The sequence below is a fragment of the Thermococcus sp. genome, assembly GCF_026991495.1.
Lineage (GTDB): Archaea > Methanobacteriota_B > Thermococci > Thermococcales > Thermococcaceae > Thermococcus.
Map to the genome: position 1 here is coordinate 1 of NZ_JALXBJ010000034.1, position 14,969 is coordinate 14,969.

At 55.9% G+C, this 14,969-nt stretch carries 13 protein-coding genes, 1 tRNA gene and 1 pseudogene; 7 read left to right on the top strand and 8 right to left on the bottom strand.

Features of this window, described 5'->3' with window-relative positions; all coding sequences use genetic code 11:
* The 5 genes and pseudogenes from MVB78_RS04015 to MVB78_RS04035 all read left to right on the top strand — a co-directional run.
* Positions 1-550 (top strand): annotated as a pseudogene (locus MVB78_RS04015) (GHMP kinase); the annotation flags it as partial.
* 4 nt (positions 551-554) lie between these two features.
* A complete protein-coding gene (locus MVB78_RS04020; RefSeq protein WP_297488152.1) occupies positions 555-1,349 on the top strand; it encodes an N-glycosylase/DNA lyase in 795 nt (264 codons plus the stop codon).
* A gap of 12 nt (positions 1,350-1,361) precedes the next feature.
* The gene (locus MVB78_RS04025) at positions 1,362-2,180 is read left to right on the top strand and encodes an ABC transporter permease subunit (RefSeq protein WP_297488155.1); all 819 of its coding nucleotides are present in this window, start codon (positions 1,362-1,364) and stop codon (positions 2,178-2,180) included.
* Between the two features lie 86 nt (positions 2,181-2,266).
* On the top strand, positions 2,267-3,244 hold the full coding sequence (locus MVB78_RS04030; protein WP_297488158.1) for an ABC transporter permease subunit: 978 nt from the start codon (positions 2,267-2,269) through the stop codon (positions 3,242-3,244).
* 5 nt (positions 3,245-3,249) lie between these two features.
* Complete coding sequence (locus MVB78_RS04035; RefSeq protein ID WP_297488355.1) at positions 3,250-4,176, top strand: ABC transporter ATP-binding protein; 927 nt, start codon at positions 3,250-3,252, stop codon at positions 4,174-4,176.
* Here MVB78_RS04035 and MVB78_RS04040 read toward each other — a convergent pair.
* Positions 4,173-5,438: a UbiD family decarboxylase gene (locus tag MVB78_RS04040; protein ID WP_297488161.1), complete on the bottom strand. Its 1,266-nt coding sequence runs from the start codon at positions 5,436-5,438 to the stop codon at positions 4,173-4,175. The two genes, MVB78_RS04035 and MVB78_RS04040, sit on opposite strands and share 4 nt — an antisense overlap.
* 67 nt (positions 5,439-5,505) lie before the next feature.
* Between MVB78_RS04040 and MVB78_RS04045 the strand changes: the two genes are divergently transcribed.
* Positions 5,506-6,915, top strand: a complete 1,410-nt coding sequence (locus MVB78_RS04045) for a DEAD/DEAH box helicase (protein WP_297488164.1) — start codon at positions 5,506-5,508, stop codon at positions 6,913-6,915.
* On the opposite strand, the gene truA is transcribed toward MVB78_RS04045, so the two are convergent.
* Both truA and MVB78_RS04055 read right to left on the bottom strand, forming a co-directional pair.
* Positions 6,858-7,661 (bottom strand): tRNA pseudouridine(38-40) synthase TruA, encoded by an 804-nt coding sequence (truA, locus tag MVB78_RS04050; RefSeq protein WP_297488167.1) that lies wholly within the window; start codon positions 7,659-7,661, stop codon positions 6,858-6,860. The genes MVB78_RS04045 and truA overlap by 58 nt on opposite strands.
* A gap of 17 nt (positions 7,662-7,678) precedes the next feature.
* A tRNA-Pro gene (locus MVB78_RS04055) sits at positions 7,679-7,756 on the bottom strand.
* A gap of 75 nt (positions 7,757-7,831) precedes the next feature.
* Between MVB78_RS04055 and MVB78_RS04060 the strand changes: the two genes are divergently transcribed.
* Positions 7,832-8,917: a glycosyltransferase family 2 protein gene (locus MVB78_RS04060; RefSeq protein ID WP_297488169.1), complete on the top strand. Its 1,086-nt coding sequence runs from the start codon at positions 7,832-7,834 to the stop codon at positions 8,915-8,917.
* A 43-nt stretch (positions 8,918-8,960) separates the two neighbouring features.
* Here the strand turns inward: MVB78_RS04060 and MVB78_RS04065 are convergent, their stop codons facing one another.
* The 5 genes from MVB78_RS04065 to pyrG all read right to left on the bottom strand — a co-directional run bounded on the left by MVB78_RS04065 (position 8,961) and on the right by pyrG (position 14,946).
* Positions 8,961-9,662: an energy-coupling factor ABC transporter ATP-binding protein gene (locus tag MVB78_RS04065; protein WP_297488172.1), complete on the bottom strand. Its 702-nt coding sequence runs from the start codon at positions 9,660-9,662 to the stop codon at positions 8,961-8,963.
* Positions 9,663-9,667: 5 nt separating this feature from the next.
* Positions 9,668-11,728, bottom strand: a complete 2,061-nt coding sequence (locus tag MVB78_RS04070) for a hypothetical protein (protein ID WP_297488176.1) — start codon at positions 11,726-11,728, stop codon at positions 9,668-9,670.
* Positions 11,729-12,109, bottom strand: coding sequence for a hypothetical protein (locus MVB78_RS04075; RefSeq protein ID WP_297488179.1), 381 nt, complete (start codon positions 12,107-12,109; stop codon positions 11,729-11,731).
* The gene (locus MVB78_RS04080; protein WP_297488182.1) at positions 12,109-13,035 is read right to left on the bottom strand and encodes a hypothetical protein; all 927 of its coding nucleotides are present in this window, start codon (positions 13,033-13,035) and stop codon (positions 12,109-12,111) included. Before MVB78_RS04080 ends, MVB78_RS04075 begins: the two co-directional genes overlap by 1 nt.
* A gap of 309 nt (positions 13,036-13,344) precedes the next feature.
* A complete protein-coding gene (pyrG, locus tag MVB78_RS04085; RefSeq protein WP_297488186.1) occupies positions 13,345-14,946 on the bottom strand; it encodes a glutamine hydrolyzing CTP synthase in 1,602 nt (533 codons plus the stop codon).
* Between the last annotated feature and the right edge of the window lie 23 nt (positions 14,947-14,969).

Sequence of the window (14,969 nt, forward strand, 5' to 3'; positions counted from 1 at the left end):
CGGCGTGGGGATATACGCCTTTGAGCTCGGCGGCTTCGTGATTGACGGGGGAGTTGGGAAAGGCGTCCCCCCGCTTATAGTCAGGCACGACTTCCCCGAGGAGTGGGCCCTGATCCTCATAACCCCTGAGCTCAAGGCCGGACCGGATGAAATAGAGGAGAGGAGCGCGATGGACTCGTCCTTTGGAAGCGCCGGGATCGCGGCGAGGATAAGCCACAGGGTACTCTTGGGCCTCCTGCCCGCGCTCGTTGAAAGGGACATAGAGTCCTTCGGTGCCCACCTCACGGCGATTCAGAGGCTCGTCGGGAGGCACTTCTCACGCTTTCAGGGGGGTGAGTTCAGGCCCGACCTCGGGGCCGTTCTAAGCTTCCTCGAGGAGAGGACGTACGGCTGCGGCCAGAGCAGCTGGGGCCCAACGGTCTACGGCCTCATAAGGAGGGGGGAGTTTGAGGGGATCAAAGAAGAGGCGGAGGATTACTTAAGGGAGCTGGGCCTGAGGGCGAGGATAGAGCTCGGGATTCCGAGGAACAGGGGCTTCAGCGTGGGGTGATGGAATGACCCTCGACCGCTTCGTCGGGATTAAATACAGGGAAGACAGGGAAAAGGTCGGGAAGCTAACAGGCATCCTGAGGGAGCTCGGCGTTGGATGCGCGAGGAGGATAGAGGAGCGCGTTGACCTCCAGTTCGATGCGCTGAGGAGCCTCCGGAAGAAGCTCGGAGACGATGAAACCTTCCTCAAGCTCGTCGTGGCCAACTCCATAGTCAGCTACCAGCTCTCGGGGAAGGGGGAGGACTGGTGGTGGGAGTTCTCCAGGTGGTTCTCAAAAGGGCTGCGGGGAAGGGGGATTGTTGAAGCCTACACCCTTTTCCTCCCGAATTCGAGGACGAACAGGCGGCTCACGGCCGGGAAGCTGAGGCGGCTTGAGAAGCTTGAACCCCTGCTGGGGGAGCTCACCCTAAGGGATCTCAGAGCCTACTACTTCGACGGGATGATCCGCCTCCGGGAGGATCTCGCGATGACCTTAGGCTCCTCTAAAAGTGCCAAGACCGTTGTCTTCGCCGTTAAAATGTTCGGCTACGCGGGCAGGATAGCCTTCGGTGAGTTCGTCCCGTACCCGATGGGAGTAGAGATACCGGCGGACGTCCGGATAAACGCCTACACGAAGCACATCACCAACGAGCCGCCGGTTAACTTCTGGAACAGGATCGCCGAGGAAACTGGAGTCCCTCCCCTCCATATAGACTCGATTCTGTGGCCCGTCCTCGGGGGTAAGGGCGAGGTTGTTGAAAGGCTGAGGAAATACTGCGGGGAGAAAGCGGAAAAGGTACTGGAGCTGAGGGATCTTTAAGGGGTGGGAACCTTGCTCAGGAGCTTTGCCATGGGGTTTAGGAGGAGCATCGGGGGATGGACGGCAGCTCTCTCGTTTGCCGTGTTCCTCACCCCTCTCCCGCTCGTCCTCGCAGCTGGAAGGAGGCTCCCCCTCTGGGATCCGGGGGAGGTGATGAGGATAATCTACGAGGCCGTAGATCCGGTGGTTCCAATGGGGGCTTTGGGCATGCTCGGCATCCTTCCCCTTTTCTTCGCCCTGCTCGTTGGGGCGTACTCGACCAAGGATGAACCATCAAAAGTTCCCTCCCGCCCCGCTTACCTGCTGGGCAGGTTCACGGGGCACGCGGCTGTGCTCTCGGCGGCGGCCTTCGCTTCCGTCCTCCTCGGTTTTCTGATCCTCGTACACTTTGGAGCCGCGTTCAGCGATGACCTGCTTAAGGCCGTTCTTACGACCGGGGCCCTATTTTCCCTGGTTGTGCTCCAGCTCTTAGCCCTCGGCTACCTCATATCCACCCTCTCCGAGGAGGGGTCAGTCTGCCTCGTTACAGCGCTCTCAGCGGGCTTCGTGCTGTTGATAATGATACCGATGGCCGTGACGTTCCTCTTCATGCTAGAGTACGCCCCGATGGGGGAGCTTGTGAAGAGCCCGGCGGTGGTCAGGGAGGAGATGTGGAGGTACCTGACGCTCTACCTCCCCTTCGAACCGACCCTTCAGATGGGGGAGGCGCTCGGTGAAGCGGGTACATGGAGAGGCCTCCTGAACGTCTTGAACTTAGGGGTGTTTTCGGTGGTTTACATAATCATCGCTGCCCTCCGCTTTTCAAGGGGTAAGGGCCCCGGCTCCCCTTAACTCACCGCGTTCATTTTAAACCCCACTGATAGGCAAAGATTTTTATACCGAAGGTAATAGTTCGGGATGAACAGGGGGTGTGAACTTTGCTGTGGGGCTTCAAGCTGGAGTTGAAACAGGGTCTCAGGAGCAAGAAGCTGATAGGGACGCTGCTCATAATCCTCTTCCTGTACGTGCCCTTCCTCTACTTCCTGAAGGAAGAGCCAGGCACCTACATGAGCACCAGGGAGATAATGGCCACGATGTCCAACTTCGTAACCGGGATAGCCATATTCTTCGTCGGCATGCTGGCCATGATAATGGGCGCCACCGCCATCAACTCTGAGGTGGAGAAGGGAACCCTGCGGGTGGCGATGAGTAAGCCGATATCGAGGCTCGCCTACATCGGGGGAAAGATGCTCGCGCATGTGACAATCCTCTTCATAGCCCTTCTCGTCTCGGTGGGCGTGGCGATAGGGGGGATGGCCCTGATCGGGATAGACCTGACCGCCGGCTTCGTCTGGGATATGGTGCTCCTCAACGTACTCCTCCTCATAGGCATAACGGGCCTCCTCTTCCTCGGCTACCTTCTCTCGGCGTTCATCAAGTCCCCCATAAACGCCCTCGTCCTGGCCCTCGTGCTCTTCTTCATCGTATGGAAGATAGCGCCCGCGGTCGTCGAGTACGAGGCCTTCACCCACGCCGCCAGCTACAAGGACTACCAAGGCCACGTACTTCAGGAGTACAAGACGAAGTACCTCTTCTTCGACCCCTCAAGCCAGATAGAGGTGATGCTGAGCAACATGACGGAGAGGACGTGCTTCGCTATAACCAAGAGGATAGAACCAAACGGCGAGGAAAGGGTACTGGAGAAGAAGGAGGTTCCCACCTGTTCGGGAGTGTGGGGCTCGAGTAGCTATCCAGGGGTGGGACAGGTGATCTATACGTGTAGCTGCCAGGATGTCTACGCGGGCGTTGGGCACTCCCTCAGGTTCCACCTCGTGAACCTGGTGCTCATGATTGGGACGATCATAGCCTACGCCGGCTTCGCTGTATTCCGGTTCCTCAGGATGGATCTGAGGTGATGGCGATGATCGAGATCGAGAACCTGGTCAAGAACTACGGGGACGTCAAAGCCCTCGACGGCCTCCACCTCACTGTCAAGGAGGGGCAGATATACGGCTTCCTGGGGCCCAACGGGGCCGGAAAGAGCACTACGATACTGAGCACCCTCGGCCTCATAAATCCCCAGGCTGGGAGGATAAGCCTCTTCGGCAGGGAAGTCTTCGCGGACGGAAAATACAGGGAGGCCGAACTCGTAAGGGCAAAGAAGAGAATAGGCTACATGCCCGAGCACGCAACCCTCTGGGACTTTCTAACTCCCATGCAGACCTTAGACATCATCGGGGAGTCTTTTGGGATGTCAAAGGGGGAGAGGGCAAAGAGGGCAAGGGAGCTCTTGGAACTCCTCAACCTGTGGGACGTCAGGAACAAGAAGGTCGGGAAGTTCTCCAAGGGCATGAAGCAGCGCCTCCTCCTCGCCCAGGCCCTCGTCCAGAGTCCGGATCTCCTCATCCTCGACGAGCCGATGACGGGCCTCGATCCAAAGGGCATAGCGGAGTTCAAGGACATCATAAGGGAGCAGAAAAAGGCCGGGAAGACCGTGTTCTTCTCAAGCCATATCTTAGCTCACGTGGAGGAGGTCTGCGATACGGTCGGGGTTATAGTTAGGGGACAACTAAGGGTGGAGGACAGCATAGAGAACATAAAAAACCAGTTCCTGAAGAAAGCAGGCTACCTTATCCTCCTTGAAACGGACAGGCCAATCAGCTTCGAAAACGTTGACTGGGAGGTTGAGAGGGTCAGCCCGACGAAGTACAAGATAAAGGCCCCAGACGACGTCAGGCCGGAGATAAACGATGTCGTCTGGAAGCAGGGGGCCAAGATCCTCCAGCTCATGGTGCGCGTCCCAAGCCTTGAGGAGGTGTTCCTGAGCTTGGTGGAGGAGAAGGGCTAAGGCCTCGCCCTCTCGAATTTCTCCCCTCCCTTCAGGGGCTTGGTTGCGTCCACTCCCCATTTGGTTGTGATGCCCCCCTCTCCAGAGGGATCGAGGGAGCTTCCGCGGGCGTTTGGAATAAGGACGAGATCCCTGTCCGGCTGGAAGCGCGTCGCCACGGCCCACTCGACCTCGCGGTCGTCGTAGATGTCCACGTCATCGTCGACAACGACCACGTGCTTCAGACTCGGATGCCCCGCGAAGGCCGCCAGAATGGCGTTCTTTCCATCGCCTTCGTGCTGCTTGGTAATGCTGACAACTGCGTGGAGCCACATTGCTCCCCCCTCTGTCAGTCTGACCCCGTGGACCTTTGGAACAACGCGCTTCACGCTCTCGTAGATCTGGGGCTCCTTTGGAAGACCCATGAGCATGTAGTGCTCGTAAGACCCTGAGAGGAGGGCGTGGAATATCGGTTCGTCAACGTGGTACATCCTCTCAAAAACCACAACCGGCTGCTTCCTGACGACGTCGTACGTCCCCGTGATGTCGACGAAGGGCCCCTCGTCCACGAGCTCAGGGGTTATCCTCGCCTCAAACACGAACTCGCTCTCGACTGGTACTGGAATGCCCCCGAGGTTAACCGTTCGCAGGGGCTCTCCGAAAGCTACTTCGCTCATGGCCGAGGCTACTTCGAGCTCGCTCACCCCGTAGGCCACGCTCGTGCTTCCTGCGAGGAGAAGGTGAACGGGGTTTCCGACGACGATCCTTACGTCGAGCTCTTCGCCTCCCTCCGCTTTCTCCCTCCACATGGAGTAGAGGTGCCTCGGGACGAGTCTCACAGCGGCCCTCCTCTCATCGAGCACCATCATCCTGTGGAAGGAGACGTTGACGAAGCCGCCGTCCCTCGCGATTATCATCGCCGACGTGAAGTAAGGCCCCCCGTCACCGGGGTAGTACTTGGGGACAGGTAGCTCCAAAAGCGAAAAATCGGAGCTCCGGTTTTTGAGGAAGGGCGCAGTCCCCACCGTGGCGAAGGGCCTTGGATGGCTCATAGCCCTGGTCATCAGATCGAGCAATCCACCAACGTCAGTTTTCAAGTACTTGGCTATCCTCTTCCGCGTGCTCCATACGTTGCCCGCTACCTCCCACCCCTCCACGTCCTTGAAGAGAACCGGCCTGTCCCGGTATTTGAGGAGGTACCTCGTTATCTCAAGGTTCTTCTTCACGGGTTTTTCGATGACAACGACCTCATCACCGAAGGACTCCAGTATCTCCCTCAGCATGCCACCACCAATAACCCTTCCAAAAAGACTATAAAGCCCTTTTCCTGAACTCCCACTTTGACTGGCGATGTCCACAGTGACGATGGAGGTCCCGGAAGGTTCGACACTGGTCTACATACGGAAGGCCGACCCCAAGGTTTACTTCCTAATCTACGACCTCCTCACCTACAGGAAGAACTTTGGGAAGTGGGAGAAGCCCGAGAGCCTCTACGACCCCTACTCCAACTCCTTTCCCCTCGGCCTGCTTTACAGGGTGAGGAAGTTTCTGAAGGAGAAGGGCTACTCCGTTAGGGTTTACGACAGGAGAAAGGTTAGGGCGGAGAGGCTTGAGAGCGAGTGGAACGGGGCCTTCTCCCTGAGGAGGTACCAGAAGAAGGCCATAAGGAAGGCGCTGAAGGAGAGAATGGGCGTGCTTGCGCTTCCTGTGGGCAGCGGGAAGACGATAGTCGGCCTCAGGATAATCCACGAGCTCGGCCTCTCATCCCTCATAGTGGTTCACACCAAGGAGCTCCTCTACCAGTGGGGGGAGAAGGTTGAGGAAACCCTGAACGTCAAGCCGGGGCTCATCGGGGACAACCAGTGGGAGGAGGGGAAGGTAACGGTCGCAATGATCCAGACGCTCCTGTCGAGGGGACCAGAAAAGCTCCAGCGTGCTTACGGGGTGGTACTCTTTGACGAGTGCCACAGGACGTCGGCCGCGGAGAAGTTCTACCAGCTCGGTCTGAAGCTCCCCCAGGTCTACCGCTTCGGCCTCTCCGCCACTCCCTGGAGGCGCATAAGGGGAGAGGAGCTCAAGATAGAGGCAGTTGTGGGGCCGGTGATATACGAGGTGAAGGCGGAGGATCTGATAAGGGAGGGCTTCCTCTCAAGGCCCCGCTTTGAGGTCGTGACCTACAGCCCGGCCCTGCCCTCGTTCAGCGAGAGGTACAAGGAGCTCTACGAGGACGTGATAATGAACAACGAGGAGAGGAACAGGGCCATCGTCAGGAAGGCGGTCGAGCTCGCGAGGAAGGGCCACAGGGTTCTAATAGACGTCAAGAGGCTGGAGCACGGGAAGATCCTCAGGGAGATGCTCAGGAAAGAGGGCGTAAACGCCGAGTTCCTGAGCTCGAAGAGCCCCAACAGGAGGGAGGTTTTGGAGGCCTTCAAGGAGGGCAAGATAAACGTCCTGATATCGACCCTCCTAAAGGAGGGCGTTGACATACCCGAGATCTCGGCCATAATACTCGCCGGCGGCGGTAAAAGCGACATCATGACGATACAGACCATTGGACGGGCCCTCCGGCCCAAGAAAGGAATGACCGCAGTAATAGTGGACGTAAGGGACGACGACCCGCTTTTGTTCGCCCACTTCATAGAGCGCCAGAAGGCCCTGAAGCAGTACTACGGAAGGTACTACGACAGGGAGCTTGAGAGAACCTACAGTGAGATAAGCCAGTCGCCGAGCAGGGCCGCGCGAACGAGGGCCCGAGAATAGCGTGAAAAGAGGCCCTCTTTAACCTTCCTAAGGGCTTTTTCGCTGACCTCAAACTGGATGCCGTACTCTATCCTCCACAGGACGAGGTTCTCTGGTGGAGCGGGTGGGATCTTTCTCCCGTATTTCCCCGAGAGCATTTCATCGACCTCGGAGGGCTTTAGGAGGCCGAGGCCGCAGAACCTTATCGCGCTGACGATCCGCCTGACCATCTCCCATAGGAAGCTCCTACCGGTGACCTCGATCACGTAGTAGCCCCTCCTCTGCATTAGCTCGATCGAGTTTACCGTTCTCACCGGATTCCGGCCGGGTTCGAGCCTCGCAAAGGCCGAGAAATCGTGGGTTCCCTCAAATAGCCTGGCGCATTCAAGCATGGTTCCGGCTTCCAGCCCCTCATCCACGAGGTAGTAGCGGTAGGTCTTCGATCCAGCGGCGAAGCGCGGGTGAAAGTCATCCGGTACTTGGGCCCTACCGATAATCCAGACGTCCCTGAGGTGGTGGTTCAGCACCTCTGGTGTTGCGAGACCCTCCTTCCCCTTGAGGGGATCGAAGGCGACGACGTTAAAAAAGGCCGAGACTCCTCTATCCGTCCTTGAGGCACCCTTAAATTTCGAGGAAGCGGGGTCCGCTATTATCCCGAGCTTTCTGAGGGCACGGATCAGCTCCCCCTCAACGGTTCTCACTCCTGGCTGCCTCTGGAAACCGTAGAAGGCCGTTCCGTCGTAGGCTATCCTGAGGGCGAGCCTCATCTTATCACCCGAGAACCTGGTGGGGCCGCCGGGATTTGAACCCGGGTCACGGGCTCCCAAAGCCCGCAGGATGGGCCAAGCTACCCCACGGCCCCATGCCCGGCATTTAGGGGCTCTGCAAAGCTTATAAAGTTTGCGGGTTTTACTTTCTTGGCCAGGGAGGGAAGAGAATGCCCGCGGAAGGAGAGAAGCCAAAGGTCTCAGTCATAATCCCCACCTACAACGAGAGGGAAAACTTAGGGGAGCTCTTCAGGAGGATCTCCGAGGCTCTAAGCGGGGCCGGCTACGGCTTTGAAATCATAGTGGTTGACGACGACTCACCCGATAGAACCTGGGAGTACGCAATGGAGCTCGGGATGGAGTACCCCGTGAAGGTCATCAGGAGGAGAAACGAGAAGGGCCTCTCCTCCGCTGTGATCAGGGGCTTTAAAGAGGCCTCCGGGGAAGTTCTCGTCGTTATGGACGCGGATCTGCAGCACCCCCCCGAGAAGATACCCGAGCTGGTGGAGGCAATAGAGAATGGCGCCGACGTGGCCATAGCGAGCAGGTACGTACCCGGGGGGGAGGTTAAGAACTGGTACTGGTACAGGAAGCTCATCTCGAAGGGGGCCATAATGCTCGGGCGGCTGGCCCTTCCGAAGATAAGGAGCGTGAAGGATCCTATGAGCGGCTTCTTCGCCCTGAGGCGGGAGGTCGTCGAGGGGGTTGAGTTGAACCCCATAGGCTTCAAGATCCTCATGGAGATCCTCGTGAAGGCCAGATACAAGAAGGTCGTCGAGGTGCCCTTCACCTTCGGTCTTAGGAGGGCAGGGGAGAGCAAGCTCGGCGGGAAGACAATGGTGGCCTATCTGAAGCATGTCTACCGCCTCATGCACTGGTCTGGAGAGCTTGACAGGCTGATCAAGTTCAGCATCGTGGGAACCTCGGGAGTGTTCGTGAACGAAGGCTTCCTGTGGTTGTTCGTCTCGTGGCTCGGGATGAGCAAGTACATAGCCAACATCCCCGCGACCGAGCTTGCCATCCTCAACAACTTCACCTGGAATGACCTTTGGACCTTCAGGGATCTTAGAAAATCCCCCCTGTGGAGGAGGCTCTTTAGCTTCCACGTCGCTGCCCTAACCGGGGCTTTCGTTCAGTGGGTAATATACGCCCCCCTCGTTTACCTCGGCGTAAACTACCTCCTCGCCAACCTTGTTGGCATAGGTGCGTCTTTTATCGTCCGCTTCCTCTTCAACAGAAACGTGACGTGGGGCTGATTTCCAGCCACGAAGGCCGGCCCTTAAAATGGAAACTTGGGCGTCATCGCTCAAGATGGCTATCCCTTCGGGGTGAGGGGGCAGTCTCCCTCAGACTTTTCCCCACTACCCCACCGACAACCTCCAGGACCCTGTCACTGATTTCAAACAGCCTTGGGTCGTGGGAGGTCACTATCATAGGAACCCTGCCCTTGAAGGTGGAGAGAAGGTCTATGACCACCTCGGAGTTCTCGGCGTCAAGCATCGACGTCGGCTCGTCAAGGAGGAGGAGCTCCGGTTCATCCGATAGGACCATTACGAGCTCGGCCCTTTTGAGCTCCCCTCCGCTGAGATGGTTTGGATGCTTGTTGAGCACTGCTTCAACGTTCAGCTCCCTCGCGAGCTCCCTGACCCTCTCCTCATCTACCCTCCTGCCCCTCCCCTCTGCGTAAAACATTATGTTCTCCCACACCGTGAGTTCGTTTATCATCTTCCCCTCCTGAGTCAGATAACCCGCCCGCCTTCTAATTTCGAGTCCGGTCTTCCCATCCCTCGGCTCCATTCCAAAAACCCTAACGGTTCCGTGCATAGGCTGAACGAGACCGAGGATAACCCTGAGGATCGTGGTTTTACCGCTTCCAGACGGGCCCATCACAAGGATAGTCTCCCCCTTCCCGAGGGAGAAAGTTACCCCCCTTAAAGCCAAGACGCTGCCTGTGTAGGTTTCATACTTCACAAAGACGTCTTCAAACTCAACGACACCCACTTTGATCACCCCCATATGAGCACGTGAGGCGGTTTAAAGAGGGATTGAAGGGTCAGCCTCCCGTTTTCAACCAAGAGCTTTCCTGAAGTGTACGTGACACCGATGTACGCATCGAGGAAAACCGCCAGGACCAGAGCTACCGCTACGGACAGAACCACTACTAAGCCGATCTTTAGAAACAGGAACTTGAGGAAGCTCCTCTGGACGGCCTTTAAATCACCTCCCCTAAGGCTTGAGTACTCCCTCACAGAGCGGTATTTCCTCAGGGAGACTATAAAAATCAGGGAGATCGCGAGTAACCCCATGACGCCAAAGCCCCCGCTTAGCTTGTCCAGGTAGTCGGCCAAAAGACCAAGGGAGGTTACGCCATTGTACCCAACTATAGCCATGTAGTCGCTATTCCTGAGAACGGCGTTAACCACCTTGTCGAGGGATGCAATCCTTGGAAGCATGAATATGCCCAAGGAATAAGCTGAGAAAGTTAAGACGTACGAATATCCCGCCAAGGACCTTAGGTAGTACCTCACGTCGAACATAGGCTCGAAAAGCCGTATTAGGCCACTGCATGCCCTGTGGAAGAGGTAGCCCACGAAAATCCCCATGATGGGGACAAAGGCCATGAGAAGGGAGAAAAGCAACATTAAAGCCCCGTATCCCCTGCTGACGAGAACCAACCCGTTCACCCTCATGTAGCCGAGTAGAATGAAGGCGACGAGGAGGGCAGTTAAGGAGAGAAGGGAGCCCCTGCCCAATCTCCAAGTGCTTCCATTTCTGGCTATTAGCATGGTCAGATAGACGAGCCCGGTCACACCTACGAAAGTGAGAGGGGATGGGGAGTAGTCTGGAAGTATGGAGAGAAAGGCATACGCAACCGCTGAGGCCAATCCAGCCGCCAAGAAAATAAGGAACTCCTGAACAACTTCCAAGTTTCTCCGGATCCCTCTAAGCTCGAGAACCTCGAGGTCATTGCGCAGGTCTCTGAACACTGTGGAGGAGGCGTACAAAACTAAGAGGAAGAAGGGGAGGTAGATAACGACAAGAAGCCCCCCATACTTTTCAAAGAATCCCACGGTTTGCGTTCCAGCTTCCTTTACTAAATCAACTATATCGGCCCGTCTTAGGGAGATGTCGAACGAAACCGATCTGATGCCCCGATTCCGATTGATCACCCTCATCAGGTACTCCTCGTTACGCGCTGGGTCGATCCAGGTTCCGTTGAAGTACACCAAGCGGGAACCGTTGATGCCGTTCATGACGTCAACTGCAACTCCCCCTTTTCCGTATCTCTTAGTATAGAAACCGATGACATCTGCAATCAGACTGCGGGGCAGTTTTGAGGTTACGAGGCTTTCGATTATGTGGGGATCCCTGACGGGGTTTTTGATGTTGGATGCCACGTATAGGGTCACCCTAAGTCCGGAAGAGTTTAGGATGTCCTGATTTAACCATCTGAAGTATTCAGTGAGCGTTTTATTGGTAAGGGGCACCGCAACTTGAACGTACTCAACGCTGGATAGGTGGTTGAGGGGGTATTCCCTAAAAATCCCGTATGCCCTAACTAGAGAAGCGTTCCCGTCAAAGAAACGCGCTGAGACAGCTTCTGGAGTTAAGTTCCCGGATAAATTGTAGCTCAGGAGGACAGCGTGATTCTCCGGGCGGTTAAACTTGAATCCAAACTCCTCAACATCCCCGATGTTCCTAAAGAAGTAGGCCTGAAAGTACACGGTATGGCCTTTGATCTTAAGGGGTTTTATGTAAGTAACGGGAAGGGTCACGAGAAAACCGGCGCTTAGGTTCTCCTTATTGAGGTCTTTTTCGAGTGCGTTCATAACCTTCACGGTCTCCCACCGCACAGCGGAAGGCGCGGTGTTTCTCCCGAATGCAAAGTCCAAGGAGTAGACGGCATGTGGGCGGTAGTGGGCAAACGTGTACTCTACGTTATCATCAACGAGGTGACCTACCTGCCCCACGATACCGAAGATCAAGAGGGAGACCGTAAAGGACATCAATATAAGAAGGAAGAAGCTCATCCTCCGAACCATGATTTTAGTCAGGTATTTCAGCACTCATGCCCCCTCCTTCAAGTGGTACGCCGTTATGATCCCCGCTACGTAGAAGATGGAATACTGAACTAAGAGCCTCCACGTTATTCTCGTCTCAACGCCGTTTAAGATCCCAGTCGAGAGCAGTCTGAGCAGGGTGAAGAGGAAGGCCAACCCCGCCATGCTCTTCCTTCCAAAACCGTTTACGACGCCGAAGATGTAAAGGCCTGAAACCAAGATCTCAAGGGCTCTGAGGCTCCAGTACGTGGGAGGCAGGACGTTCAAGATAAGCCTCCTCTGGGCTGGTTCCATAAGGTACAGGTTTATGAGGGACATTAAGTCCCCTATCAGAACGAGCAGAAAGAAAATCAGGAACATCAGCTTTACCCATCTGCTCATCGCCATCACCCCAGGAACTGCTCGGGCTTTACGAGCTGATACCAAGCCCAGAAAACCCTGAGGTAGTGGTCATCAACGGCAGCCTTGTCCTGTGATTCAACGTATTCCTCATGCCACAGCTCGGAAAGATAAACTATAGATGGCTTAAACAGCGCCTTAGCGTACGGGTTCTCGTTCAATTCTCCGAGGAGCGTTCTCATCAGGTTGTAACTTTTTTCAGGGTCGTACCCGTTCATGAATGAATCCAAGAGAGTGCCGTTTTGAGACGCTACGTAAACAAAATGCTGGAGGGCGAAGCGGGTTTCCACGGGCCATTCACCGCTGAACGGCGCTCCATAAGTCTTACCTACCTCTCTCTTAAGGCGCAAGCTGAGGTTTAAAAGCTTCTCATATGAGAATTGGGGCTTGCCGTAAACCCCTAACGCCTTTTTCTTAAACGAATCGAAGTTCGTTAACCTTCCCTTAAGTATGCATATCTCACCCGTCTTGTACTGTAGCTCTTTTCCCCCGCTGGAAGCGAGGAAGGAAAGCTCAACCCTAAGGTCTCCCAAGAGAAGAACCCCCACCACACTCCCCTCAGAGACCTCACGCCTTGAGAGGTTTTTATACAGGGAGACAAGATGATTGACGCTACCCCTTAGAAGGGTGACGTTCTTAGTTAAGGTGCAGTTGTATGTCCTGTAATCCAACCTGCCCCAGAGGTACTCCCCGTAGAGGGCATCCTCCATCGAGTAGTAGGTTGAGTAGTTCCTGAGCACGCCATCAAACAGCTCCGCGTATTTGGAGGGGCTGGAAGGGTAAAGGCCGTTGGGAGGTGACCTGCCAACCCGATGGCCTGAATCAGATTTGATTCCATTGAACGTTATGTAGCCTACAGCCAGAGCTAAAAGGAAAAGGATAAAGAGGGAAGTAGCTTTCTTCGCATCCACCACGAACCCTCCTTACGGTTTTAGTTCAACGACGACATCCACGGATCAGCTGCCGGAGGCGAGGTTTCATGCCACCAACTACTCACCCCCAAAGCCAGGTGGGGTTATCTCTTGGAATACTTGGGTCGTTTCCAAGGATCTTCTTTGAGGGAGTATTACCTTCCAGAAATTTAAAAATGTTTCGGCTGCAAAAAGGTTAGGCTGCCAGTTTCCCATTCACACCCCGAAGGCTGCAAAAGAAAAAGGGATAAAGAAAGTCAGGCGTGTTTGGGTTTGTCCGGCAAATACCGCGTCTTGAGGCACTATGGATTATCAACCCCCAAACTTCCTCTCCTTCGCGGCCTCAACCAGTCCCCTGAAGACCGGTGCCGGGTTCATGGGCCTCGACTTGAACTCAGGATGAAACTGGGTCGCTATGAAGTAGGTCTGCCCGGGCAACTCAAGTATCTCCATCCTCCTCTCGTCGTCGCCGGCGATACCGCTGAAGACCAGCCCCGCATCCTCGAACTTCTCGATGTAGTCTGGGTTCACCTCCCAGCGGTGCCTGTGCCTCTCGTATATCAGCTCCCTTCCGTAGAGCCTGTGAGCTAAGGTGCCCGGTTTCACCTTAACGGGGTACGCCCCGAGGCGCATCGTTCCGCCGAGCCTGTCCAAACCCCTTTGCTCGGGCATCAGGTCAACGACGGGATGTGGCGTTTGAGGATCTATCTCGGTCGAGTGCGCCCCCTCAAGCCCGAGAACGTTCCTCGCGAACTCGACAACCGTCAGCTGGAAGCCGAAGCATATTCCGAGGAAGGGTACGTCGTTCTCTCTGGCGTAGCGTATGGCCTCTATCTTCCCCTCGCTTCCCCTAGCTCCAAAGCCTCCCGGAACTATGATGCCGTCGACGCCCTCTAAAAGGGCAGTTCCTTCCCTCTCAACGTCCTCCGCCTCTATCCAGCGTATCCTGACCTTTACACCGCTGGCAACGCTGGAGTGCTTTAACGCTTCTTTTATGCTGAGGTAGGAGTCGGCTAACTTGACGTACTTTCCAACGACGGCTATCTCAACCTCCTCGCTCAGGGACTTGTACTTCTCCACCATCTCACGCCAGGCATCGAGTTCAGGCTCCCTCTCTAGAAGGCCGAGCCTCTTCGTGAGGTAAGACGGAAGCCCCTCCTTCTCAAGGAGGAGGGGAACCTCGTAGGTGTCTTCAACGTCGTGGGCGCTGACGACGGCTTCCTCCGGAACGTTCGTGAAGAGGCTTATCTTCTTCCTCGCCCCCTCCTCCAGCGGGTCCTCGGAGCGGGCCACTATCGCATCCGGCTGAATTCCGAGGGAGCGGAGCTCCTTAACGCTGTGTTGAGTTGGCTTGGTCTTCTGCTCGCCAACGACCCTCAGTTTTGGAACGTAGGTGACGTGGACGAAGGCGACGTTGTCCCTGCCCTCTTCGAGTTGCATCTGTCTGGCAGCTTCAAGGAAGGGCATGCTCTCGATGTCGCCGACGGTTCCGCCTATCTCAACGACAACTACTTCATAGTCCCTCGCGATCCTCCTGATGCGCTCCTTTATCTCGTTGGTGATATGAGGGATAACCTGAACCGTCGCGCCCAAGTATTCACCTCTCCTCTCCTTCTCGATGACGGCAGAATAGACCTTCCCGGTCGTTATGTTGTGGTCGAACGTCAGGTTGGTGTCGAGGAAGCGCTCGTAGTTCCCGAGGTCGAGGTCGACCTCGCCGCCGTCGTCGAGGACGAAGACTTCCCCGTGCTGGTAGGGGTTCATCGTCCCCGCGTCGTAGTTGAGGTAGGGGTCGATCTTGATGTTGGCAGTTCTAAATCCGCGCGCCTTCATGAGCATCCCGAGGGAAGCGCTGGTTATGCCCTTTCCGAGCCCGCTGACGACGCCGCCCGTGACGAAGATGAACTTTCCCATGGCAAAACCTCCATAGGCTATGT

Excerpts from the sequence above, each read along its gene's own strand:
- MVB78_RS04035 (WP_297488355.1), top strand. The coding sequence starts at position 3,250 with ATGATCGAGATCGAGAACCTGGTCAAGAACTACGGGGACGTCAAAGCC.
- truA (WP_297488167.1), bottom strand. The coding sequence starts at position 7,661 with ATGAGGCTCGCCCTCAGGATAGCCTACGACGGAACGGCCTTCTACGGT.
- MVB78_RS04075 (WP_297488179.1), bottom strand. The coding sequence starts at position 12,109 with ATGGCGATGAGCAGATGGGTAAAGCTGATGTTCCTGATTTTCTTTCTG.
- pyrG (WP_297488186.1), bottom strand. The coding sequence starts at position 14,946 with ATGGGAAAGTTCATCTTCGTCACGGGCGGCGTCGTCAGCGGGCTCGGA.
- MVB78_RS04045 (WP_297488164.1), top strand. The coding sequence starts at position 5,506 with ATGTCCACAGTGACGATGGAGGTCCCGGAAGGTTCGACACTGGTCTAC.
- MVB78_RS04020 (WP_297488152.1), top strand. The coding sequence starts at position 555 with ATGACCCTCGACCGCTTCGTCGGGATTAAATACAGGGAAGACAGGGAA.
- MVB78_RS04060 (WP_297488169.1), top strand. The coding sequence starts at position 7,832 with ATGCCCGCGGAAGGAGAGAAGCCAAAGGTCTCAGTCATAATCCCCACC.
- MVB78_RS04040 (WP_297488161.1), bottom strand. The coding sequence starts at position 5,438 with ATGCTGAGGGAGATACTGGAGTCCTTCGGTGATGAGGTCGTTGTCATC.